Raw genomic sequence first — 21,932 nt, 5'->3', positions numbered from 1 at the left:
CCCGCCACCTTCGGCTCCCGGCTGATCATGGGCACCGGCGGGGCGCCGAGCCTGGAGGTGCTGGAGCGGTCTCTGATCGCCTCCGGGACCGAACTGACCACCGTCGCCATGCGCCGGCTCGACCCGACCGTGCAGGGATCGGTCCTCTCCGTGCTGGAGCGGCTCTCCATCCAGGTGCTGCCGAACACGGCGGGCTGCTTCACGGCCGGCGAGGCGGTGCTGACCGCGCGGCTGGCCCGGGAGGCGCTCGGCACCGACTGGGTCAAGCTGGAGGTGGTGGCCGACGAGCGGACGCTGCTGCCGGACCCGATCGAGTTGCTGGACGCGGCCGAGATCCTGGTCGACGACGGTTTCACCGTGCTGCCGTACACCAACGACGACCCGGTCCTGGCCCGGAAGCTGGAGGACGTGGGGTGCGCGGCGGTCATGCCGCTCGGCTCCCCCATCGGCTCCGGGCTCGGCATCCGCAACCCGCACAACTTCGAGCTGATCGTGGAACGGGCGGGGGTGCCGGTGATCCTGGACGCGGGGGCCGGGACCGCGTCGGACGCGGCGCTGGCGATGGAGCTGGGGTGCGCGGCTGTGATGCTCGCCTCAGCGGTGACCCGGGCCCAGGAGCCGGAGCTGATGGCCGCCGCGATGCGGCACGCGGTGGACGGCGGGCGCCTCGCGTACCGGGCGGGCCGCATTCCGCGCCGCCATTTCGCCGAGGCCTCGTCGCCGGTGGACGGGCGGGCGGCGCTCGACCCGGAGCGCCCGGCGTTCTGACGCCCCCGCCTGGGGCGTGTCCCGTGTCACGGATCGGTTGTAGAACTGCCCCGGGTCCGGACCGACCCGTCCGGGGTGTCGGTGGCGGCTCGTAGACTCTCGGGGTGGACACGACCCTCCAGGACCCTCTCGTCGGGCAGCTGCTCGACGGCCGGTATCGCATTGAGGCGCGCATCGCCGTCGGCGGGATGGCCACGGTCTACCGGGCCGTGGACACCCGCCTGGACCGGGTGCTCGCCCTCAAGGTGATGCACCCGGCGCTCGCCGTCGACGCGGCCTTCGTCGAGCGGTTCATCCGCGAGGCCAAGTCGGTGGCCCGGCTCGCCCACCCCAACGTCGTCGCGGTCTTCGACCAGGGCGCCCAGGGCGCGTACGTCTACCTCGCGATGGAGTACGTGGCGGGCTGCACCCTGCGTGACGTGCTGCGCGAGCGAGGCGCCCTCCAGCCCCGGGCGGCCCTGGACATCCTGGAGCCGGTCCTCGCCGCGCTCGGCGCCGCGCACCGGGCGGGGTTCGTGCACCGCGACATGAAGCCGGAGAACGTCCTGATAGGGGACGACGGCCGGGTCAAGGTCGCCGACTTCGGCCTGGTCAGGGCGGTCGGCACGGCCACCGACACCACGGGTTCGCTGCTGGGCACGGTGTCGTATCTGGCGCCCGAGCAGATCGAGCACGGCACGGCCGACACCCGCAGTGATGTGTACGCCTGCGGGGTCGTGCTGTACGAGATGCTGACCGGCGCCAAGCCGCACACCGGTGAGAACGCCGCCCAGGTCATCTACCAGCACCTCAACACCGACGTCCCGGCCCCGTCCGCCGTCGTGCCGGGGCTCCCGGTCGCGCTGGACAGCCTGGTGGCGAGCGCGACGGCCCGCAGTCCCGAGGTGCGCCCGCACGACGCGGTGCTGCTGCTGGCCGAGGCCCGGGAGGCCCGCGCCGGGCTGACCGGGGCCGAGCTGGACGCCGTACCGCCGCAGGCGCTGTCGGACACGCACGACGGCGCGCAGGACCGTACGAGCGTGATCCCCCGGGCCCTTCCGGCGGACGGCGACGGGGGCGGCGTGCACCGAACCAGCCGCCTGGAGGTTCCGCCGCCGGTCTCCGGGCCCCGGCGCCGGGCCGGCCGGCGCGGCCCGTTCGGCGGGCCGCACCGCAGGCTGATCGCGGTGATCACCGCCGTACTCCTCACCCTCGGCGTCGGGGCGGGCGTCTGGTACATCAACTCCGGCCAGTTCACCCAGGTCCCCTCGCTGCTCGGCCAGACCCAGAAGGTGGCGGAGCAGCGGCTCGCGGCCGAGGGGCTCGGGCTGAAGGGCGTGGAGCGGGTCTTCAGCGACACCGTCGAGCGGGGCTCGGTGGTCGGCAGCGACCCCGCGTCCGGCGACCGGATCCGGGGCAACGGCTCGGTGAAGCTGGTCGTCTCGCGCGGCCCGGAGATCGTCCGGGTCCCGGATGTCGCGGGGGCCTCCCTCGCGGACGCCCGGCGCTCCCTGAAGAAGGTGGGCCTGGCCCCCGGCATGGTGACCAGGGAGTTCAGCGAGGACGTGGCGCGTGGCGAGGTGATCCGTACGGAGCCCCGCGCGGGCACCGACCGGAACCCCGACACGGCCGTGGCCCTGGTCGTCAGCAAGGGCAGCCCCATCGACGTCCCGGACGTCACCGGCCTCTCGGCCGAGGACGCCACCGCGGAGCTGGAAGGGGAGGGGCTGAAGGTCGAGGTGCTGCCCGGCCGGGTCAACTCCTCCGAGGCGGCCGGGGACATCGCCCAGCAGTCCCCGGGCGCGGGCGCCGAGGCGGCGGAGGGTGACACGATCGAGCTGACCGTCTCCAAGGGTCCCCGGATGCTGGACGTCCCCGACGTCACCGGCCGGGATGTCGACGAGGCCAGGACCACCCTGGAGGAGGCGGGCTTCGAGGTGAAGGTCGACCGGCCGTTCCTCTCCTTCAGCAACACGATCGCGAGCCAGTCCGTGGAGGGCGGCGAGCAGGCCCCCGAGGGCTCCACCGTCACCATCAGGACCAAGGGGTTCTAGGACGACATGCGAAAGCCGGAAGCGATATATGCGTAACCCCGTAGGCGGACATGTCCCGGTGGCCGGCGGTCTCGCCAAGGTGGGCCTCTCCTACGCCCGGGAGCTGGCGGCCGAGACCGTGCAGGTCTTCGTCGCCAACCCGCGCGGCTGGGCGACGCCCGCCGGGAACCCGGCCCAGGACGAGCTGTTCCGCTCGGAGTGCGCGGCCGCGTCGATACCGGCGTACGTCCACGCCCCGTATCTGATCAACTTCGGCTCGCACACCGAGGCGACCGTCGAGAAGTCCGTGGACTCCCTGCGCCACTCGCTGCGGCGGGCCCGGGAGATCGGTGCGCTCGGCGTGGTGGTGCACACCGGTTCGGCGACGGGCGGGAGGCCGCGCGCCGAGGCGCTGGCCCAGGTGCGGGAGCACATGCGGCCGCTGCTGGACGAGCTGACCCACGACGACGATCCGTATCTGCTGCTGGAGTCCACCGCGGGCCAGGGCTCCTCGCTCTGCTCCCGTACGTGGGACTTCGGGCCGTACTTCGAGGCGCTGGACTCCCACCCCAAGCTGGGCATCTGCCTGGACACCTGCCACATCTACGCGGCGGGACACGACCTGACCGGCCCCTCGGGGATGCGGCAGACGCTCGACCTGCTGGTGGAGACGGTGGGTGAGGGGAGGCTGAAGCTGATCCACGCCAACGACTCCAAGGACGTCGTGGGCGCCCACAAGGACCGGCACGAGAACATCGGGGCAGGTCACATCGGGGCGGAGCCCTTCCGGGAGCTGTTCGCGCACCCGGCGACCGAGGGCGTACCGCTGATCATCGAGACGCCCGGCGGTAAGGAGGGGCACGCGGCGGACGTGGCCCGGCTGAAAGAACTCCGGGGGCTCTAGGGTCTAGAGCTCGGGGCCGTCACCGGGCTCCTCCTGGTAGGAGTAGCGCTGCTCGCTCCAGGGGTCACCGATGTTGTGGTAGCCCCGCTCCTCCCAGAATCCGCGCCGGTCGGCCGTCATGTACTCGACGCCGCGGACCCATTTCGGGCCCTTCCAGGCGTACAGGTGAGGGACGACGAGGCGGAGCGGGAAGCCGTGCTCGGCGGTCAGGAGATCGCCGTCCTTGTGGGTGGCGAAGAGGGTCCGCTCACCGGCGAAGTCGTCCAGGCGCAGGTTCGAGGAGAAGCCGTACTCGGCCCAGACCATCACATGGGTGACTTCGGGCGCGGGCGGTGCCAGGTCGAGCACCGTACGGGCGAGGACCCCACCCCATTCGGCACCGATCATGCTGAACTTCGTCACGCAGTGCAGATCGGCGACGACCGAGGAGAACGGCAGCGCCGAGAAGTCCTGGTGGTTCCAGCAGTGCTTGTCGCCGTCGGCGGTGGCCCCGAAGACCCGGAACTCCCAGCGCTCGGACTTGAACTTGGGAACGGGCCCGTAGTGGGTGACCGGCCATCCGCGCTGCAGTCGCTGTCCCGGCGGAAGCTCGGACTGCTCTGATTCGCGGTATTCCCGGCTTTCCGGCTGACCCATGCCTCCATGGTGACAGACAGCCAGGGGTGGTCATGACCAGGGCAGACCCTCATGGGGTCAACTCGTACTAAGCGTGCACTTACTGGACGGCCGGTGGGCGCAGTGCGAGGATGCGGCCACCTTGTCGATCACGCTTGGAAGGAGCCTCTGCGATGCAGGGCGACCCCGAGGTCCTTGAGTTCCTCAATGAACAGCTGACTGCCGAACTGACCGCTATCAACCAGTACTTCCTGCACGCGAAGATGCAGGAGAACTTCGGCTGGACCAAGCTCGCCAAGTACACCCGGGCCGAGTCCTTCGACGAGATGAAGCACGCCGAGGTCCTCACCGACCGGATCCTGTTCCTGGACGGGCTGCCCAACTACCAGCGGCTCTTCCACGTCCGGGTGGGCCAGACGGTCACCGAGATGTTCCAGGCGGACCGCCAGGTCGAGGTGGAGGCGATCGACCGCCTCAAGCGCGGTATCGAGGTGATGCGCACCAAGGGTGACATCACCTCGGCGAACATCTTCGAGTCCATCCTGGAGGACGAGGAGCACCACATCGACTACCTCGACACCCAGCTGGAGCTGGTGGAGAAGCTCGGTGAGGCGCTCTACATCGCGCAGCTGATCGAGCAGCCGGAGAGCTGAGCCGACGCGCTACGAGAGTGGACCAGGGCGCGTCACGAGGGATGGGTCAGGCCGCGTCGGAGAGCCGGACGTCCCGGAGCGTGGCCAGGGCGACCGCTGCGACCGGGGTCGCCACCGGTGCGGTGGCCTGGTGGGTGACGGACGCCGCCGCGGGTTCCGCCTGCCGGTTCACGAGGTCGTGGCGCGAGCAGTCGCGCCCCAGCAGGGCCTGGATCCGGCGGACACAGCCGCCGCAGTCCGTGCCGGCCTTGCAGGCCGAGGCGATCTGGCGGGGCGTGCACGCCCCGGCGTCCGCATGCTTCTTGACCTGCGCCTCGGTGATGCCGAAGCAGGAGCAGACGTACATGCGATTCACCTCCCTGCGGGCCGGTCGCTGGTGCCGTCCCCGTCTTCGTCGGTGAGGCTAACCTAACCTTACCCGCCCGGCGAGGCGTGCAAAAGCCCGGAGACGCACTGTGGGGCACGGATCACATCGATCCGTGCCCCACAGTGCGTCCGGCGGGAATACCCGCCAGGGGTGCCTACTGGTCGCGGTACATCTCGGCGACGAGGAAGGCCAGGTCGAGCGACTGGCTGCGGTTGAGCCGCGGGTCGCAGGCCGTCTCGTAGCGCTGGTGCAGGTCGTCCACGAAGATCTCGTGGCCGCCGCCCACGCACTCGGTGACATCGTCGCCGGTCAGCTCGACGTGGATGCCGCCCGGGTGGGTGCCGAGGCCCTTGTGGACCTCGAAGAAGCCCTTGACCTCGTCCAGGACGTCGTCGAAGCGGCGCGTCTTGTGGCCGGAGGCGGCCTCGAAGGTGTTGCCGTGCATCGGGTCCGTCACCCACGCCACGGTGGCACCGGATGCGGTGACCTTCTCGACCAGCTCGGGGAGCTTGTCGCGGACCTTGTCGGCGCCCATGCGGACGATGAAGGTCAGCCGGCCGGGCTCGCGCTCGGGGTCCAGGCGGTCGACGTAGCCGAGGGCCTCGTCGACGGTGGTCGTCGGGCCGAGCTTGATGCCGATCGGGTTGCGGACCTTCGAGGCGAACTCGATGTGCGCGCCGTCCATCTGGCGGGTGCGCTCACCGATCCAGACCATGTGGCCGGAGGTGTCGTACAGCTCGCCGGTGCGCGAGTCGGTGCGGGTCAGCGCCGTCTCGTAGTCCAGCAGCAGGGCCTCGTGAGAGGCGTAGAACTCGACCGCCTTGAACTCGGCCGGGTCCGTGCCGCACGCCTTCATGAAGTTCAGCGCGTTGTCGATCTCACGGGCCAGGGCCTCGTAGCGCTGGCCGGAGGGGGACGACTTCACGAAGTCCTGGTTCCAGGCGTGCACCTGGCGCAGGTCGGCGTAACCGCCGGTGGTGAAGGCGCGGACCAGGTTCAGCGTGGAGGCGGATGCGTGGTACATCTGCTTCAGCCGCTCGGGGTCCGGGATCCGGGCCTTCTCGGTGAAGGCAAAGCCGTTCACCGAGTCGCCGCGGTACGTCGGCAGGGTGATGCCGTCGCGGGTCTCGGTCGACTTGGAGCGCGGCTTGGAGTACTGGCCCGCGATCCGGCCGACCTTCACGACGGGCACGGAGGCCGCGTAGGTCAGGACGGCGCTCATCTGGAGCAGCGTCTTCAGCTTGGCCCGGATGTGCTCGGCGGACACGGCGTCGAAGGCCTCGGCGCAGTCGCCGCCCTGCAGCAGGAACGCCTCGCCCTTGGCGACGGCTCCCAGGCGGGCGCGCAGCTGGTCGCACTCGCCCGCGAAGACGAGCGGCGGATACGACGCGAGGTCCGCGAGTACATCGCGCAGGGCCTCGGAGTCGGGGTACTCGGGCTGCTGCGCCGCGGGAAGGTCTCGCCAGGTGTTGCCACCGGCGACGGAGGTATTGGCGTTCACGGTCACGTGGACAACATTACGGGGTCGCGGGGGGCGTCCATTCGAGCGCTCAAAGGTTGAGACACCCGCTCCGATGCCCGGAACGTCCGCTAGGGTCGCAGCATGTCGACGCAACAGATCCAGATCTCGATCCAGAACTGGTGGTGGACCGCTCATCCGGCGGCCCGCTGAATCATCGCGCTGACACACTTCGCGAAGGCCGCCCGAGGGGCGGCCTTTTCTGCGTTGCGGAGCCGTTCCTCTCCACCGTGAATCCCGTACGAAGCCCTCGTACGGACCCGTCCGGAAGGAACCCGCTCCCATGTCCCGTACCGCCTTTGACCTCGTCCGCCAGCTGCTGGCCGACGACGCCCCGCCGTTCGCCCTGCTGCGCCGGCGTACGCCCGGCCGTGACCACGATCACGTGGAAGTGCTGGTCGGCGGGGTGCGGGAGGCGGAGCGGCTGGCCGATCTGCCGGTGGGCGCGTCGCCCGCGCTGGCCCTGGTGCCGTTCCGGCAGATCGCCGAGCGCGGCTTCGACGTGCGCGACGACGGGACCCCGCTGAGCGTGCTGGTCGCGGACGAGAGTCACGAGCTGGGGCTGGCGGAGGTGCTGGCGGCGCTGCCCGCCCATGACGTGCGGGTGGAGGACCGGGGTTTCGATGTGCCGGACGGGGAGTACGCGGAGATCGTCCGCCGGGTGATCCGGGACGAGATCGGACAGGGCGAGGGCGCGAACTTCGTGATCCGGCGGACGTTCCGGGGTGAGATCCCGGGGTTCGGGCGGGCGGACGCGCTGGCGCTGTTCCGGCGGCTGCTGGCGGGCGAGCGGGGCGCGTACTGGACGTTCGTCGTGCACACCGGCGACAGGACGCTGGTCGGCGCGAGCCCCGAGGTGCACGTACGGATGTCCGGCGGGACGGTCGTGATGAACCCGATCAGCGGGACCTACCGCTACCCGAACGGGGGGCCCACCGCCGAGAGCCTGCTGGCGTTCCTCGGGGACCGCAAGGAGAGCGAGGAGCTGTCCATGGTGGTCGACGAGGAGCTGAAGATGATGTGCACGGTCGGCGACATGGGCGGGGTGGTGGTCGGACCTCGGCTCAAGGAGATGGCCCACCTCGCCCATACGGAGTACGAGCTGCGCGGCCGGTCCTCGCTGGATGTGCGGGACGTGCTGCGCGAGACCATGTTCGCGGCCACCGTCACCGGCTCCCCGGTGCAGAACGCCTGCCGGGTCATCGAACGGTACGAGCAGGGCGGGCGCGGCTACTACGCGGGGGCGCTGGCCCTGCTGGGCCGGGACGCCAGCGGGGCGCAGACGCTGGACTCGCCGATCCTGATCCGGACGGCCGACATCGCCCCTGACGGCACGCTTGAGGTGCCGGTCGGCGCCACCCTCGTACGCCACTCCGACCCGGAGAACGAGGTCGCCGAGACGCACGCCAAGGCCGCCGGGGTGCTGGCGGCGCTGGGCGTGCGGCCGGGGCGGCCGGAGGCGGAGGCGGGCCGTCCGCAGCTGGCCTCCGACCCCCGGGTGCAGGCGGCGCTGGACGACCGGCGCGGCTCTCTCGCCCCGTTCTGGCTGCGGATGCAGGAGCGCACCGAGGAGCTGGCCGGGCACGCGCTGATGGTGGACGGCGAGGACACGTTCACCGCGATGCTGGCCCACCTGCTGCGCTCCTCCGGGCTCGACGTCTCGGTGCGCCGGTACGACGAGCCGGGGCTGCGTGAGGTGGTGCGGGCGCACCGGGGGCCGGTCGTGCTGGGCCCGGGGCCGGGGAATCCGGGCGATCTCGGTGACCCGAAGATGCGGCTGCTGCGGGAGCTGACGGCGGAGCTGGTGCGGGAGCACCGGTACGGGCTGCTGGGGGTCGGCCTCGGGCATGAGCTGATCGCGGCGGAGCTGGGCATGGAGATCGTGCGCAAGGCGGTGCCGTACCAGGGGGCGCAGACCAGGATCGAGCTGTTCGGGCGGCCGGAGACGGTGGGCTTCTACAACAGCTTCACCGCCCGCTGCGACTCCCCGGCCGCCGTGGAGCTGGCCGCGCACGGCATCGAGGTGAGCCGGGACGAGGAGAGCGGTGAGCTGCACGCGCTGCGCGGGAGCGGGTTCGCCTCGGTGCAGTTCCACCCGGAGTCGGTGCTGACCGTGCGGGGGTCCGCGATCGTGACGGAGCTGCTGGCGGGGCTGCCGGTGCTGAGCTGAACCCCTCCGGTTCACCTACGCGGCACGAGCACGTTCTCGCTGGTGCGGCGGGCCAGGTAGTCGGTGACGTTCTGCACCGTCGCGTCGATGATCTGGCCCACCGCGTCCTCGGTGTAGTACGCCTGGTGGGAGGTGACGATGACGTTGGGGAAGGTGACGAGCCGGGCCAGGGTGTCGTCGTCGACGCCCTCCAGGGACTTGTCGAGGAAGAAGAGCCCGGCCTCCGCCTCGTACACGTCGAGTCCGACGCCGAGGAAGCGCCCGGCGCGCAACTCGGTGACCAGGGCGGCGGTGTCGATGAGGCCGCCGCGGCTGGAGTTGACCAGGATCGCGTCGTCCTTCATCGACTTGAGGGCGGCCTCGTTGATGAGGTGCTGGGTGGCGGGGAGCAGCGGGACGTGGAGGCTGATGAGGTCGGCCTCGGCGAAGAGCCGCTCCTTCTCCACGTACTCCATGCCGAGCTCGACGCAGGCCGGGTTCTCCACGACGTCCCAGCCGAGCAGCTTCATCCCGAAGCCGTGGGCGATCCGGGTGAACGCCTCGCCGATCTTGCCGGTGCCGACCACGCCGACGGTCCGCCCGTGCATGTCGCGGCCGAGCAGCCCGTCGAGGCGGAAGTCGAAGTCGCGGGTGCGGCCGGCGGCCCGGATGATGCGCCGGTTCACCGCCATGGCCAGGGTCCAGGCGAATTCGGCGACCGAGTACGGCGAGTAGTACGAGACCCGGGAGACGGTCAGGGCGAGCCGTTCGGCGACGTCCAGGTCGATGTTGTTGAAACCGGTGGAGCGCTGGGCGATCATCTGCGTGCCGCCGGTGGCGAGGGTCTGGAGCACCGGGGAGCCTAGGTTGGCGTTGACGCTGGTGGAGATGATCTCGTACCCCGCCGCGATGGGGGCGGTGTCCCGGTTGAGGAAGACGTCCAGGCAGCGGACCTCATGCAGCCCCTGGAAGGCCTTCTCGATCAGGGGCTTCTCGTCTGACTGCACACCGAACGCCAGGATCTCCATAGCGCGAATATACGGCTCCGCCCCCGGGTGCGCAGGGGCCGGACGGCCCGGCCCTCCCGGCCACAGGTCCCGGTCGTCACTGGCAGGAGGGCCTGGATCAGACGTCGTCGAGGCCGCGCTCGATCGCGTACCGCACGAGCTCCACCCGGTTGTGCAGCTGGAGCTTGCCGAGGGTGTTCTGCACGTGGTTCTGGACGGTGCGGTGCGAGATGACCAGGCGTTCGGCGATCTGCTTGTACGAGAGTCCCTTGGCGACCAGCCGCAGCACCTCGGTCTCCCGGTCGGTGAGCTGCGGGGCCTTGGGCTCGTTCGACGCGGCGGGTACGGGGTCGGAGGCGAGCCTTCGGTACTCGCCGAGGACCAGGCCGGCGAGGCCCGGGGTGAAGACCGGGTCGCCGTTGGCGGTGGAGCGGACGGCGTCGGTCAGCTCCTGGGTGGAGGCCGACTTCAGCAGATAGCCGGTGGCGCCGGACTTGACCGCCTCCAGGACGTCGGCGTGCTCGCCGCTGGCGGAGAGGACCAGGACGCGCAGTCCGGGGTGGGAGGGGACCAGCTCCTTGCAGACCTGGACGCCGGGCATACCGGGCAGGTTCAGGTCGAGGACCAGGACGTCCGGGTTGACCGCCTTGGCCCTGCGGACCGCCTGCGGGCCGTCCCCGGCGGTCGCGACGACGTCGAAGCCGGACTCCGCGAGGTCGCGGGCGACCGCGTCGCGCCACATGGGGTGGTCGTCGACCACCATGACCCTGATGGGCCGGTCGGCGGCCTCCCGCTCGTCCTGCGGTGCGTTCAGCGGTGCGTTCTGTGGTGCGTTCTGTGGTGCTTCTTGCGTGCTCATCGGGCCGATCCTGCCTTCCCCCGGGAAACCTTCGGTGCTTTCGGAACCTTCAACTCGACCTCGGTGCCCTGTCCCGGCACCGAGATCACCTCGGCCGTGCCGCCGAGATCGCGCAGCCGGCCCCGGATGGAGAGCGCGACCCCCATCCGCCCCTCGCCCTCCGCCTGGGCGAGGCGCCCCTCCGGGATGCCGGGGCCGTCGTCCCGGACGGTGACGATCACCCCGCCGGGCTCGTCCTCGACCAGGATCCAGGCCTGGGCCTCCGCTCCGGCGTGCACCCGCACATTGTCCAGGGCGGCACTGACGGCGGCGGCCAGCTCGCGGGCGGCCTCGGCGGGCAGGACCACCGGAGCGCCCGGCTCCGCGAGGCTGGTGCGGGAGCCCGCGTACGGGGCGAGCAGGGCGCGCAGGTCGCAGGTGGCCCCGTCGCCGGGGCTCTCCTCGTCCACGTCGACCGTGCGGACGACCGCGCCCTCGGCGGCGTCCTCGGAGACCCGGGTGGGCGGGACCAGGCCGCTGGAGACCAGGGTGCGCAGGGCGACCTCCTGCTCCCCGGCCATCCGGCCCAGCTCGGCCGCCTCCCCGCCGATCGCGGTGCCCCGGCGCTGCACCATCGCGAGCACCTGGAGGACGCTGTCGTGGATGTCCCGGGCGAGCCGTTCGCGTTCACGGGTCGCCGCCTCGATCTCCAGGGCGCGGGCCAGGGTGCGTTCACTGGCGCGGGCGACCTCGACGACGTACCCGATGGCGATGGAGGCGACCCAGACCAGCAGGACGTTGTGGTAGGTGTCCCGGCTGGGCTCGCCGCGCTGGATGATGTTGGCGGCGGCGACGAAGGTGGAGGCGAAGGCAGCCCACCGCCAGCCGCCCTTGATGGCGAAGGCGAGGACCGCTCCGGCCGTCCAGATCGACGGCAGCGTCGGGCCGTCGAAGGTCTGGGAGTGGACGTCGGCGAGCGGGGTGAGCATGATCCCGGTCAGCGCGACGACGAGGTCCGCGCCGAGGAAGCGCTTGGTGCAGGCCGCCGCCGAGCGGACCTTGGGCAGGGTGGCGAGCGTCCACACGAGGAGGAACGCGAGGTACGCGAAGGCCACCCAGGGCCGCTCGAACCTCTCCCGGCCGAAGTTGTCCTTCCCGAAGACCGCGAGCAGCACCGCGTAGACCATCGTCAGTACGCGGTAGCCCGTCAGCGCACGCCACAGCGGCTGCTCGACCGACATCCGTACGACCCGCTCACGCTTGGCCATTCCGCCCCACCCCCCGACGGTCCACGACGCTGTTAGGCGCCGGACCGTTCCGTTCCGTCCTCGTCGCCCGCCGCCTGTGCCTGCTTCTGGGCGCGCTTGGCCTCCTCCGCCTTCGCCTTCGCCTCGTCGGCGATCTGGCGCTTGGCGGCGGTGGCGTAGATGTCCACGTACTCCTGGCCGGAGAGCTTCATGATCTCGTACATGACCTCGTCGGTCACCGAGCGCAGGATGAAGCGGTCTCCGTCCATGCCCTGGTAGCGGCTGAAGTCCAGCGGCTTGCCGATCCTGATGCCGGGGCGCATCAGCTTGGGCATCACCTGGCCGGGCGGCTGGATCTTCTCGGTGTCGATCATCGCGACCGGGATGACGGGGGCTCCGGTGGCCAGGGCCACCCGGGCCAGGCCGCCGGGCTTGCCCCGGTAGAGGCGGCCGTCGGGCGAGCGGGTGCCCTCGGGGTAGATACCGAAGAGGCCGCCGCTCTCGACGACCTGGATGCCTGCCTTGATGGCGGCCTCACCGGCGCCTCGGGCTCCGGAGCGGTCGACGGGGAGCTGGCCGACGCCCTTGAAGAAGGCGGCGGTGAGCTTGCCCTTCACTCCGGGGGCCGTGAAGTACTCGGCCTTGGCGATGAACGTGACCTTGCGGTCCAGGACAGCCGGCAGGAAGAACGAGTCGGAGAAGGAGAGATGGTTGCTCGCGAGGATCGCCGGCCCCCGCTCGGGGATGTTCTCCAGGCCCTCCACCCACGGCCGGAAGGCGAGCTTCAGGGACCCGCCGATGGAGAACTTCATTGCGCCGTAGATCAACTGTGGTGCCTCCTGTGTGCTGTCGGTCAGACCTTAACCTGTGCGCCTGCCGCGCCCCGGGCCAGGCACGGGGCGCGGCCATGGCCCGACGGGCCGTGCGGGGGCGGGCCCCGGGGGCCGTGACGGCCCTGGTCGGTGTCGGTCCGGTCGCGTACGGTGAAGTCATCCGTCAAGCACGCCCCCGGTGCGCGCCCCGCCCCCGCCTCACCTCACGAACAGGAGACCCCGGTGCCGGTCCTCCCTGGAGCCGAGCCGTTCCGCCACGAGGGCGGAGAGGTCGGCGTCCTCCTCTGTCATGGCTTCACCGGATCGCCGCAGTCGCTCCGTCCCTGGGCCGACTTCCTCGCCGAGCGCGGGCTGACCGTCTCGCTGCCGCTGCTGCCGGGCCACGGCACCCGCTGGGAGGACATGGCGGTCACCGGCTGGCAGGACTGGTACGCGGAGGTGGACCGCGAGCTGCGGGTGCTGCGCGACAAGTGCGACCAGGTCTTCGTCTTCGGGCTCTCCATGGGCGGTGCGCTGAGCCTGCGGCTGGCGGCCAAGCACGGGGACGCGATCAGCGGTCTGGTGCTGGTGAACCCGGCGAACAAGGTGCACGGCCTCTCCGCGTACGCGCTGCCGGTCGCCCGCCATCTGGTGCGGACGACCAAGGGGCTCGCCGACGACATCGCGCTGCCGGGCTCGCACGAGGTCGGTTACGACAGGGTGCCGCTGCACGCCGCCCACTCGGTGCGGAGGTTCTTCCGGCTGGTCGACGGCGAACTGCCCCAGGTGACCCAGCCGCTGGTGGTGCTGCACAGCCCGCAGGACCATGTCGTACCGCCTGCGGACAGCGCGCGGATCCTGAGCCGGGTCTCCTCCACGGATGTCTCGGAGATCTTGTTGGAACAGAGCTACCACGTGGCGACGTTGGACCATGATGCGGAGCGGATCTTCGATGAGAGCTACCGGTTCATCGGCCGTCTCGCACCGAGCGTCGGGATGAAGGGGAGCACGTCCGGTGGCTGAGCACGACGCGGAACGCACAGGCAGCGACGAGGAGCGCGAACCGCGCCCCACGGAGAGCGCGGCCGTCCCTGAGGGGACGAAGGCCGCTGTCCCGGAGGGCGCGGGAGCCGAGGGTACGGGCGCCGAAGGCGCGGGACCGGACGGCGCGGGACCGGAGAAGCGGCCGGAGGAGGAGCGGGCGATCGACGAGGAAGCGGCCTGGGCCGCGATCGTCGCGGGGTACGGGGAGGAGCCCCCGGACCCGCCGGGCGCCAAGCCCTTCAAGTCGATCGAGGACCTCGCCCTGCTGGAGGACGACCAGCGCAATGTGGTGGGGCCGGACAACGGCCGGGCCGGGGACCCGGCGGACAAGGGGTCGGCGAAGACGCCCCCGAAGCCGCCGGAGAAGAAGCCGCTCGGCAGCTCCGTCGTCTTCGCGCCCGGCGTCGCCGGTCCCCGCGACTACGAGCTGCCCGAGTCCAAGGACGACGGCATCGACGAGCCGGACGAGGGCGAGGAGGGCCACTTCGTGCCCCCGGAGCCGCCGCCGCTGCCGGAGGCCGACGTCACGGCGAAGTTCGCCTGGCTCGCGGTGATCGGCGGGCCGGTCCTGATGCTGCTGGCGGTGCTGCTGCAGTGGGAGATGACGTGGTGGCTCACCACGCTCTGCATCGGGGGCTTCCTGGGCGGCTTCGCCACCCTGGTGGCCCGGATGCCGCACGACGACGATGACGACACCTACGGCGATCCGGGGCGCGGCGCGGTCGTGTGACCGTCATACCGCGGGGACTCTGAGGGCGGCCAGGACCGGCAGATGGTCGGTGGCCGCCCTCAGGTCTGCTCCGCTCACCCCGGGGAACCCGGTGGGCACACCGCAGCCGAGCACCTCGATGCCCGGGGTCGCGAAGACGGCGTCGATGCGCTTGCGGGGCTCATCGGGCGGGAACGTCAGCTCGCCTCCCCACGGGGCGACCGCCCGGCAGTCCTGGAGCTGCCCGGCCAGGTGCGTGAACGCCTTCCCGGTCGGTACGTCGTTGAGGTCGCCGCCCGCCACGGCGTGCTCGACCCCCATGGACGCCAGCCGCTCCAGCAGAAGATCCGCCTGGGCGAGGCGCTCGTCGCGCTGGAGGCTCAGGTGGCAGCTCAGCACCCCGAGCCGGACCCCGCCGATCCTGACGACGGCGGTGGCGAAGCCTCTGCGGTGCAGTCCCGGGGTGAGGGGCAGCAGGACGTCCTCGGTCCGCTCGACGGACGCGCGCAGCGAGCACAGCAGCAGCGGTCCGGCGGCGGTCGCGCCCCCGCTGAGGACCACCAGGCCGCTGCTTTTGGCCAGCCTCGCGGCCGCCTTGCGCCAGCGGAAGAAGCGCGGTGCCTCCTGGACGAGGACGAGGTCGGGCGCGCAGGCGCGGATGACCCGGGCCAGGGCCTCGGTGTCGTCGTGCATCGACCTGACGTTGTAGCTGAGCACACGGATCACGGCTGAACCGTCCGGCTCGGTACGGGAGTCGGGCAGGGGCGTCAGGTCCATGCGGGTCACGATACGACGGACGCCCGCCGCTGCCCCGGAGGGCGGCGACGGGCGTCCGTGCGTCGTACGAGGTGGTACTCAGCCCTGGCGGGCCAGGTCGGCAGCGCCCACGAGCCCTGCCTTGCCGCCGAGTTGGGCGGCGAGCACCTGGGCGTGCGGGCGCCACTCGCCGCCGATCAGCCAGCGCCGGAACGACTTGCGGATCGGGTCGAGGACCAGCTCCCCCTCGTCCGAGACGCCGCCGCCGACGATGAACGCGGACGGGTCGAACAGCGAGGCGAGGTCGGCCAGTCCGGCGCCGGCCCAGCGGGCCAGCTCACGGAACGAGTCGATGGCCACCGGGTCGCCCTGGCGGGCGGCCTCGCTGATGTGCTTGCCCTCGATGCCCTCCACCGTGCCGTCACCGAGACCGAGCAGGGTGGCGGCGTTCTCGGGGGTGGCGTTGGCGCGCTGCTTCGCGTACCGGACCAGCGCGCGGCCGGAGGCGTACTGCTCCCAGCAGCCCTGGCTGCCGCAGCCGCAGAGCAGGCCGTCCGGGACGACCCGGATGTGGCCGAACTCGGCGGCCACGCCGAAGCGTCCGCGGCGCAGCTTGTTGCCGATGATGATGCCGCCGCCGAGGCCGGTGCCGAGCGTGATGCAGATGACGTCGTCGTGGCCCTGGCCGGCGCCGAAGCGGTACTCGCCCCAGGCGGCCGCGTTGGCGTCGTTCTCGACGACGACGGGCAGGCCGACACGCTGTTCGACCTTGTCCTTGAGCGGTTCGTGGCGCCAGTTGATGTTGGGCGCGAACAGTACGGTGGCGCGCTTGTCGTCGACGTAACCGGCGGCGCCGATGCCGACGGCCTCCACCTCGTGGCCCTCGCTCGCCCCGGCCACCGCCGCGCAGATCGCGTCGACGATGCCTTCGGCCGTCGGGGGCGTCGCCACCTTGAACGTCGAGAGGATCCGGCCCTCTTCGTCGACCACTCCAGCCGCGATCTTCGTGCCGCCGATATCGACGCCGATGGTGAGTCCCATGAATCCCTCAGTTTCGGTCGAGCCCCGCTAGGGGCAACCGTACCCGAGGCAGGGCCCGGCCTGGCCGGGACCGGTCGGTCCCGGCCGGTGCGCAACGCGCTCCCGGCCGATGTGTCCGGTCAGTCCAGGTCGATGCGTTCGGTGCCCGAGGGGCCTTCGTCACGGCCTTCGTCGCGCGGGTCGGACGGGTCGGCGGCGGCCTCCTCCGTGCTCTTCCCGGCGGACTTCGCGGGATCGGCGGCGGTGCGGGTCCAGCGGCTCTCCTGGCCCTCCACCGCGGAGCGGTAGGCGGCCAGCAGCTCGTTGCCCGCGGCGGCGAGGTGGTCGAAGACCTGCGGGTTGCGCTCGATGACGGGTTCCACGGCGGACTTGGCCTGCCGGATGGCCTGCTGGACCGCTCCCTGGGCGGCGACGCCGAGCAGCGGCGACTGGAGCGAGGAGACCTTGTCGGCGACCGCGTCGACCAGCTTGCGCAGCTCCTCGGCGGCGGAGCCGGGCTGCGGGCCGTACCGGTCCCGGCGGCGGGCCTTCTCCGCCGCGAGGTCCTCGGCGCAGGCGTCGGCCCACGCGTCGCCGTCTACGGGACGATCGGTGGCTTCACTCATGGCGGACTCCTGCGACGCGGGGTGCCGGCCGCCGGCTCCCGGCCGGCCGGACTCGTAACTCGTACCACCGACGTTACCCGAATGGCCGCGGACCGTTCAGGAACCGGGGCGTACGCGGCGGAGGCCACGGGCCCCTCAGGACGTACGCGGCCGAAGTCCCAGGCCGTTCAGGACGTACGCGGCCAGAGTCCGGGGTCGGGTGTGAAGCGGACCCGCAGGACGTCGTCGGTGAGGGCCGCGCCCGAGACGGTGCAGCGGCGCAGGGCGGAGGCGACCCGCACGATGCGGTGGAACGGGCCCACGGTCAGGAGCAGTTCCTCGCCCCGGCGGACCAGGCGCAGGTCTTCCTTCGTCGCGCCGGGCAGCGGCAGGCACCAGGCCAGCACGGACGGGCGGCCCTCCTCGCCCGGCTCCTCCTCGATCCACCAGGGGTCGTCCACCCGGCCGGGCTCCCGCACGTCCGGCGCGGGCACGGCGAGCGCGGCCAGGTCGTCGGCGGACCGGGGGTCGCGGCCCAGGTGGGCGGCCTCGTGGACGGGGACGTGCGGGGACCGCTCCTCGTACCAGTGGCTCAGGCACTTCTCCTGCTGGGCGGCGAGACCGGCGAACCAGGGGTCGCAGGAGTGGCGGGGCAGGACCCGGGAGGCCACCAGCAGGTCGGCGCGGAGCCCGTGCAGGGCGAGGCCGGTGCGGGCGGTGCGCAGGGCGTCCTCGGCGGCGGGTCCGGGCTCGGCGACCAGGCGCAGCGTGGTGGCGCCGTCCTCGATCAGGGCCTGGACGGCGGCCAGCTCCTCGTCCTTGCGGGCGGCGGCCTCGTACAGCCACTGCGCGGGCATCGGGACCCCGGCGAGCTGGGCGAGGACCGGGCGCAGGGCGCGGGCGGCCTGGCGTTCGGCGGGCAGCAGCCGGCGCAGGTAGCGGCGGAGCTGTTCGGGGAGGGCCAGCAGGGCGAGGGCCTCGCCGAGCGGCGGGAGGTCCACGACGAGGGTGTCGTAGCCGCCGGCGGCCCAGTCGCCCGCGGCGGCGCGGTGGAGGGTGTGCAGGAGGGCGAGCTGCGGGGAGCCGGGGAGTTCGGTGAGCTCCTCGCCGTCGAGGCGCCCGGCTCCGACCAGGTCCAGCACGCTGGACGCGCGCTTCTGGAGATCGGTGAGTTCGGCGCGGAAGTGCTCGCCGGAGTCGATCCGGGCGTGGTCGAGGCGGTCGGTGACCGGGGCCGGTTCCGTGCCGGCGGGGAAGCCGGGTATGGACTCGGCGGAGACCAGGAGGGTGCGGCTGCCGCTCGCGGCGGCGGCCAGGGCGGTGGCCGCGGCGACGGTCGTACGGCCTGCGCCGCCGGGACCGGTGACCAGGACCGTACGCATCGGCATCAGCTCTGCGGGACGGATTCGACGCGCTTCTTCAGACCGGCGAGCGCACGGTCGATGATGACCTTCTCGGCCTTGCGCTTGATCATGCCCAGGAGCGGGATCTTGACGTCTACGGCGAGCCGGTAGGTGACCTCGGTGCGCTCTCCGCCGGCCAGCGACGCGAGGGCGTACGTACCGTCCAGGGAGCGCAGCATCTGGGACTTGACGAGGGTCCAGCTGACCTCTTTGTCGCCCAGCCAGGTGTACGACAGGACGTGGTCGTCCTTGATGGCTCCGGCGTCCAGGACGAGGCGGACCTGCTGGGCGCGGCCCTGGTCGTCGGTGGCCAGCACCTCGGCCTCCTTCACCTCGCCGGTCCACTCCGGGTAGCGGGCGAAGTCGGCGATCACGCCCATGACGTCGGCCGGTGCCGCCTCGATCGTGATGCTCGAGCTGGTGTGTTCAGCCATCGCCGTGGCCCTCCAGTGCGGTGTAACCGGTCGCGTTCGGCAGAAGCCTGCCGCTGTGCAGGCTATCGCGTGCCCGCCGCGCTCCGGTCCACGCCCCGGGCCCTTCCGGTCACCAGGTCAGCGCCCAGGGCGTCCCGGTGGAGGCGAAGTGACCGACGTTGACGCACTCGGTGGCACCGATACGCATACGGCGGACCAACGGCTGGTGAACATGGCCGAAAAGCGCGTATCGGGGGCGGGTGGTGCGGATGGCCTCCAGGAGGGCGCGGCTGCCGCGTTCGAAGCGGCGGGCGACGGTGTCGTACGTCAGCTCGGGAACCTCGGGCGGGATGTGCGAGCAGAGGACGTCGACCGGGCCGAGCGCCTCGACCTTGGCGGCGTACTCCTCGTCGCTGATCTCGTACGGCGTGTTCATCGGGGTCCTGAGGCCGCCGCCGACGAAGCCGAAGACCCGCCCGCCGATCTCCACCCGCTCGCCGTCCAGCACGGTGGTGCCCGGGCGGGCGTACTCGGGCCACAGGTGGGGGACGTCGACGTTGCCGTAGGTGGCGTACGTCGGGGTGGGGAAGGCGGCGAAGAGTTCGGCGTACTGCCTGCGTACCGCGCCGAGGATCTCCGCGTTGCGGTCGCGGCCCGCCCACAGCTCGCGGCCGAAGGCGCGGGCCTCGTCGTAGCGGCGGGCGGTGCGCAGCGCGACGATGCGGTCGGCGTTCGCCTCGCCGAAGAGGTCGGGGAAGATGCCGCGCGAGTGGTCGGCGTAGTCGAGGAAGAGCACCAGGTCACCGAGGCAGACGAGGGCGTCGGCGCCGTCCCCGGCGCGGGCCAGGGCCTCGGTGTTGCCGTGCACATCGCTGACCACGTGGATCCGGGTGGAACGCTGTGCGCCCGGCGCCGGCCCGTCCGCTTCGCTGCCTCGCATGCGGATCACCCTAAAGCGCCCGCCCCCGCGCGGGTAGAGGCGGGTGAACCGGCCGGACCTGCGGTTACTTCCAAGTCGTCGCGCCGGTGGACTACTGTGCGCGAAAGGGCCATTTATATGTGTGATGCATAAGACATCTGGCCGGAACCCCCTATCGGGAACCTAGTACCGGTGGGTAACGTCCGGGCAGTCCAGCGTGCTCACCCCACTGAGCACCCGCCATTCTTGGACCGCAGCCGGTGCGTCACACAGAGCCGTGGCACCGGAGCCCGATGAGGAGCAGCAGTCTTGCGCGAGTTCAGCCTTCCGGCCCTGTACGAGGTCCCGACGGACGGCAATCTGACGGATCTGATCCGCCGCAACGCCGCTCAGCATCCCGATGTCGCGGTGATGAGCCGCAAGGTGGCCGGTGCCTGGACGGATGTCAGCGCCACCCAGTTCCTGGCCGAGGTGAGAGCCGCCGCCAAAGGTCTGATCGCCTCGGGCGTGCAGCCCGGCGAGCGGGTCGCCCTGATGTCGCGCACCCGTTTCGAGTGGGTGCTGCTGGACTTCGCGATCTGGAGCGCGGGCGCGGTGACCGTGCCGGTGTACGAGACCAGCTCCGCCGAGCAGGTCCAGTGGATCCTCGGTGACTCCGGCGCGGTGGCGGTGCTCGTGGAGAGCGACGCGCACGCGGCGTCGGTGGCCTCCGTACGGGAGGCGCTGCCGGAACTCGCACACGTCTGGCAGATCGACGCGGGCGCGGTGGACGCCCTCGGCAAGGCGGGCGCCGAGGTCTCGGACGAGACCATGGACCTGCGGATGGTCAGCGCCAAGGCGGACGACCCGGCGACCATCGTCTACACCTCCGGCACCACGGGCCGCCCCAAGGGCTGTGTCCTCACCCACCGCAGCTTCTTCGCGGAGTGCGGCAACGTGGTGGAGCGGCTGAAGCCGCTGTTCCGTACGGGCGAGTGCTCGGTGCTGCTGTTCCTGCCCGCCGCGCACGTCTTCGGCCGACTGGTCGAGGTGGCGTCGGTGATGGCCCCGATCAAGCTCGGCTGCGTCCCCGACATCAAGAACCTCACCGACGAGCTGGCCTCGTTCCGGCCGACGCTGATCCTCGGGGTGCCCCGGGTCTTCGAGAAGGTCTACAACGCGGCCCGCGCCAAGGCGCAGGCGGACGGCAAGGGCAAGATCTTCGACCGGGCCGCCGACACGGCGATCGCCTACAGCCGGGCGCTGAGCACCCCGCAGGGTCCCTCGCTGGGGCTGAAGCTCAAGCACAGGCTCTTCGACAAGCTGGTCTTCGGCAAGCTGCGCGCGGTCCTCGGCGGCAGGGGCGAGTTCGCGATCTCCGGCGGTGCCCCGCTGGGCGAGCGGCTCGGCCACTTCTACCGGGGCATCGGCTTCACGGTCCTGGAGGGCTACGGCCTGACCGAGACGTGTGCGGCGACGGCGTTCAACCCGTGGGACCGGCAGAAGATCGGCACGGTCGGCCAGCCGCTGCCCGGCTCGGTGGTGCGGATCGCGGACGACGGCGAGGTGCTGCTCCACGGCGAGCACCTGTTCACCGGGTACTGGAAGAACGAGTCGGCGTCCGCCGAGGCGCTGGCCGACGGCTGGTTCCACACCGGGGACATCGGCACCCTCGACGAGGACGGCTACCTCGCGATCACCGGCCGCAAGAAGGAGATCATCGTCACGGCGGGCGGCAAGAACGTCGCCCCGGCGGTGATCGAGGACCGTATCCGCGCCCACGCCCTGGTCGCCGAGTGCATGGTGGTCGGCGACGGCCGCCCGTTCGTCGGCGCGCTGGTCACCCTGGACGAGGAGTTCCTGAGCCGCTGGGCCGAGGAGCACGGCAAGCCGGCCGGGTCGACCGCCCTGTCGCTGCGCGAGGACGCGGAGCTGCTGGCCGAGGTGCAGCGGGCGGTGGACGACGGCAACGCGGCGGTCTCGAAGGCCGAGTCCGTACGCAAGTTCCGGATCCTGCCCGCCCAGTTCACCGAGGAGGCGGGCCACATCACGCCGTCGCTGAAGCTGAAGCGGAACGTGGTGGCGAAGGACTTCGCGGACGAGGTGGAGTCGATCTACCGCGCCTGAGCGGTGTGGAGCGGAACGTACGGAGAAGGGGCCCGCGCCATGGATGGCGCGGGCCCCTTCTCCGTA

At 71.6% G+C, this 21,932-nt stretch carries 22 protein-coding genes; 9 read left to right on the top strand and 13 right to left on the bottom strand.

The features are described 5' to 3' along the window. Positions 1-27 precede the first annotated feature (27 nt). The 3 genes from ACK8N7_RS27910 to ACK8N7_RS27900 all read left to right on the top strand — a co-directional run bounded on the left by ACK8N7_RS27910 (position 28) and on the right by ACK8N7_RS27900 (position 3,684). Positions 28-768 (top strand): thiazole synthase, encoded by a 741-nt coding sequence (locus ACK8N7_RS27910; protein ID WP_388262071.1) that lies wholly within the window; start codon positions 28-30, stop codon positions 766-768. A 104-nt stretch (positions 769-872) separates the two neighbouring features. After that, positions 873-2,801, top strand: coding sequence for a Stk1 family PASTA domain-containing Ser/Thr kinase (pknB, locus tag ACK8N7_RS27905; RefSeq protein ID WP_500444443.1), 1,929 nt, complete (start codon positions 873-875; stop codon positions 2,799-2,801). Between the two features lie 28 nt (positions 2,802-2,829). Continuing rightward, a complete protein-coding gene (locus tag ACK8N7_RS27900) occupies positions 2,830-3,684 on the top strand; it encodes a deoxyribonuclease IV (RefSeq protein ID WP_403208862.1) in 855 nt (284 codons plus the stop codon). A gap of 3 nt (positions 3,685-3,687) precedes the next feature. Here the strand turns inward: ACK8N7_RS27900 and ACK8N7_RS27895 are convergent, their stop codons facing one another. Next, a complete protein-coding gene (locus tag ACK8N7_RS27895) occupies positions 3,688-4,320 on the bottom strand; it encodes a sulfite oxidase-like oxidoreductase (RefSeq protein WP_403208860.1) in 633 nt (210 codons plus the stop codon). Between the two features lie 152 nt (positions 4,321-4,472). Here ACK8N7_RS27895 and bfr point away from each other — a divergent pair, with 152 nt between their 5' ends. Then, a complete protein-coding gene (gene bfr / locus ACK8N7_RS27890; protein WP_015608028.1) occupies positions 4,473-4,952 on the top strand; it encodes a bacterioferritin in 480 nt (159 codons plus the stop codon). Between the two features lie 46 nt (positions 4,953-4,998). Here bfr and ACK8N7_RS27885 read toward each other — a convergent pair whose 3' ends face one another. Beyond that, positions 4,999-5,298, bottom strand: a complete 300-nt coding sequence (locus ACK8N7_RS27885) for a (2Fe-2S)-binding protein (protein WP_403208858.1) — start codon at positions 5,296-5,298, stop codon at positions 4,999-5,001. A gap of 175 nt (positions 5,299-5,473) precedes the next feature. Then, positions 5,474-6,820 carry a class II 3-deoxy-7-phosphoheptulonate synthase gene (locus ACK8N7_RS27880; protein WP_031122101.1) on the bottom strand — a complete coding sequence of 449 codons (1,347 nt, stop codon included), beginning with the start codon at positions 6,818-6,820 and terminating at the stop codon, positions 5,474-5,476. Between the two features lie 102 nt (positions 6,821-6,922). Here ACK8N7_RS27880 and ACK8N7_RS27875 point away from each other — a divergent pair, with 102 nt between their 5' ends. Further along, positions 6,923-6,991: a trp operon leader peptide gene (locus tag ACK8N7_RS27875; protein WP_106429850.1), complete on the top strand. Its 69-nt coding sequence runs from the start codon at positions 6,923-6,925 to the stop codon at positions 6,989-6,991. 130 nt (positions 6,992-7,121) lie between these two features. Then, on the top strand, positions 7,122-9,008 hold the full coding sequence (locus ACK8N7_RS27870; protein ID WP_500444442.1) for an anthranilate synthase family protein: 1,887 nt from the start codon (positions 7,122-7,124) through the stop codon (positions 9,006-9,008). Positions 9,009-9,019: 11 nt separating this feature from the next. On the opposite strand, the gene ACK8N7_RS27865 is transcribed toward ACK8N7_RS27870, so the two are convergent. From ACK8N7_RS27865 to ACK8N7_RS27850, 4 genes are all read right to left on the bottom strand, one after another. Then, positions 9,020-10,015 carry a 2-hydroxyacid dehydrogenase gene (locus tag ACK8N7_RS27865; protein WP_500444441.1) on the bottom strand — a complete coding sequence of 332 codons (996 nt, stop codon included), beginning with the start codon at positions 10,013-10,015 and terminating at the stop codon, positions 9,020-9,022. A gap of 97 nt (positions 10,016-10,112) precedes the next feature. Next, positions 10,113-10,757 (bottom strand): response regulator, encoded by a 645-nt coding sequence (locus tag ACK8N7_RS27860; RefSeq protein ID WP_051104635.1) that lies wholly within the window; start codon positions 10,755-10,757, stop codon positions 10,113-10,115. A gap of 92 nt (positions 10,758-10,849) precedes the next feature. Further along, positions 10,850-12,100: a MacS family sensor histidine kinase gene (macS, locus tag ACK8N7_RS27855; protein WP_500444440.1), complete on the bottom strand. Its 1,251-nt coding sequence runs from the start codon at positions 12,098-12,100 to the stop codon at positions 10,850-10,852. Positions 12,101-12,132: 32 nt separating this feature from the next. After that, positions 12,133-12,906 carry a lysophospholipid acyltransferase family protein gene (locus ACK8N7_RS27850; protein WP_500444439.1) on the bottom strand — a complete coding sequence of 258 codons (774 nt, stop codon included), beginning with the start codon at positions 12,904-12,906 and terminating at the stop codon, positions 12,133-12,135. A gap of 228 nt (positions 12,907-13,134) precedes the next feature. Here ACK8N7_RS27850 and ACK8N7_RS27845 point away from each other — a divergent pair, with 228 nt between their 5' ends. Both ACK8N7_RS27845 and ACK8N7_RS27840 read left to right on the top strand, forming a co-directional pair. Next, complete coding sequence (locus tag ACK8N7_RS27845) at positions 13,135-13,914, top strand: alpha/beta hydrolase (protein WP_403208848.1); 780 nt, start codon at positions 13,135-13,137, stop codon at positions 13,912-13,914. After that, positions 13,907-14,665, top strand: a complete 759-nt coding sequence (locus tag ACK8N7_RS27840) for an ICP22 family protein (protein WP_403208847.1) — start codon at positions 13,907-13,909, stop codon at positions 14,663-14,665. Before ACK8N7_RS27845 ends, ACK8N7_RS27840 begins: the two co-directional genes overlap by 8 nt. 3 nt (positions 14,666-14,668) lie before the next feature. On the opposite strand, the gene ACK8N7_RS27835 is transcribed toward ACK8N7_RS27840, so the two are convergent. The 6 genes from ACK8N7_RS27835 to ACK8N7_RS27810 all read right to left on the bottom strand — a co-directional run bounded on the left by ACK8N7_RS27835 (position 14,669) and on the right by ACK8N7_RS27810 (position 19,781). Then, a complete protein-coding gene (locus tag ACK8N7_RS27835; protein ID WP_500444438.1) occupies positions 14,669-15,421 on the bottom strand; it encodes an endonuclease/exonuclease/phosphatase family protein in 753 nt (250 codons plus the stop codon). 78 nt (positions 15,422-15,499) lie between these two features. Beyond that, positions 15,500-16,441 carry an ROK family glucokinase gene (locus tag ACK8N7_RS27830; protein ID WP_015608039.1) on the bottom strand — a complete coding sequence of 314 codons (942 nt, stop codon included), beginning with the start codon at positions 16,439-16,441 and terminating at the stop codon, positions 15,500-15,502. Between the two features lie 119 nt (positions 16,442-16,560). Further along, the gene (locus ACK8N7_RS27825; protein ID WP_403208843.1) at positions 16,561-17,046 is read right to left on the bottom strand and encodes a DUF5304 domain-containing protein; all 486 of its coding nucleotides are present in this window, start codon (positions 17,044-17,046) and stop codon (positions 16,561-16,563) included. A gap of 167 nt (positions 17,047-17,213) precedes the next feature. After that, positions 17,214-18,407, bottom strand: coding sequence for an ArsA family ATPase (locus ACK8N7_RS27820; protein WP_500445858.1), 1,194 nt, complete (start codon positions 18,405-18,407; stop codon positions 17,214-17,216). A gap of 5 nt (positions 18,408-18,412) precedes the next feature. Next, on the bottom strand, positions 18,413-18,862 hold the full coding sequence (locus ACK8N7_RS27815; RefSeq protein ID WP_403208841.1) for an SRPBCC family protein: 450 nt from the start codon (positions 18,860-18,862) through the stop codon (positions 18,413-18,415). 109 nt (positions 18,863-18,971) lie between these two features. Next, the gene (locus ACK8N7_RS27810; protein ID WP_403208839.1) at positions 18,972-19,781 is read right to left on the bottom strand and encodes a metallophosphoesterase family protein; all 810 of its coding nucleotides are present in this window, start codon (positions 19,779-19,781) and stop codon (positions 18,972-18,974) included. Positions 19,782-20,069: 288 nt separating this feature from the next. On the opposite strand from ACK8N7_RS27810, the gene ACK8N7_RS27805 reads away from it, so the two are divergent. Further along, a complete protein-coding gene (locus ACK8N7_RS27805) occupies positions 20,070-21,866 on the top strand; it encodes an AMP-dependent synthetase/ligase (protein ID WP_403208837.1) in 1,797 nt (598 codons plus the stop codon). The last annotated feature ends 66 nt before the right edge of the window (positions 21,867-21,932 follow it).

It is taken from the genome of Streptomyces griseobrunneus (genome assembly GCF_046713465.1).
Lineage (GTDB): Bacteria > Actinomycetota > Actinomycetes > Streptomycetales > Streptomycetaceae > Streptomyces > Streptomyces microflavus.
This window is presented reverse-complemented; position numbering and strand designations above follow the sequence as displayed.

Bases quoted from the DNA above. Each gene is read 5' to 3' on its own strand.
- ACK8N7_RS27825 (WP_403208843.1), bottom strand. From the start codon at position 17,046: ATGAGTGAAGCCACCGATCGTCCCGTAGACGGCGACGCGTGGGCCGAC.
- ACK8N7_RS27870 (WP_500444442.1), top strand. From the start codon at position 7,122: ATGTCCCGTACCGCCTTTGACCTCGTCCGCCAGCTGCTGGCCGACGAC.
- ACK8N7_RS27885 (WP_403208858.1), bottom strand. From the start codon at position 5,298: ATGTACGTCTGCTCCTGCTTCGGCATCACCGAGGCGCAGGTCAAGAAG.
- ACK8N7_RS27820 (WP_500445858.1), bottom strand. From the start codon at position 18,407: ATGCGTACGGTCCTGGTCACCGGTCCCGGCGGCGCAGGCCGTACGACC.
- ACK8N7_RS27810 (WP_403208839.1), bottom strand. From the start codon at position 19,781: ATGCGAGGCAGCGAAGCGGACGGGCCGGCGCCGGGCGCACAGCGTTCC.
- ACK8N7_RS27815 (WP_403208841.1), bottom strand. From the start codon at position 18,862: ATGGCTGAACACACCAGCTCGAGCATCACGATCGAGGCGGCACCGGCC.
- bfr (WP_015608028.1), top strand. From the start codon at position 4,473: ATGCAGGGCGACCCCGAGGTCCTTGAGTTCCTCAATGAACAGCTGACT.
- ACK8N7_RS27865 (WP_500444441.1), bottom strand. From the start codon at position 10,015: ATGGAGATCCTGGCGTTCGGTGTGCAGTCAGACGAGAAGCCCCTGATC.
- ACK8N7_RS27895 (WP_403208860.1), bottom strand. From the start codon at position 4,320: ATGGGTCAGCCGGAAAGCCGGGAATACCGCGAATCAGAGCAGTCCGAG.
- ACK8N7_RS27835 (WP_500444438.1), bottom strand. From the start codon at position 15,421: ATGGACCTGACGCCCCTGCCCGACTCCCGTACCGAGCCGGACGGTTCA.
- macS (WP_500444440.1), bottom strand. From the start codon at position 12,100: ATGGCCAAGCGTGAGCGGGTCGTACGGATGTCGGTCGAGCAGCCGCTG.
- ACK8N7_RS27830 (WP_015608039.1), bottom strand. From the start codon at position 16,441: ATGGGACTCACCATCGGCGTCGATATCGGCGGCACGAAGATCGCGGCT.
- ACK8N7_RS27860 (WP_051104635.1), bottom strand. From the start codon at position 10,757: ATGGTGGTCGACGACCACCCCATGTGGCGCGACGCGGTCGCCCGCGAC.
- ACK8N7_RS27910 (WP_388262071.1), top strand. From the start codon at position 28: ATGGGCACCGGCGGGGCGCCGAGCCTGGAGGTGCTGGAGCGGTCTCTG.
- ACK8N7_RS27900 (WP_403208862.1), top strand. From the start codon at position 2,830: ATGCGTAACCCCGTAGGCGGACATGTCCCGGTGGCCGGCGGTCTCGCC.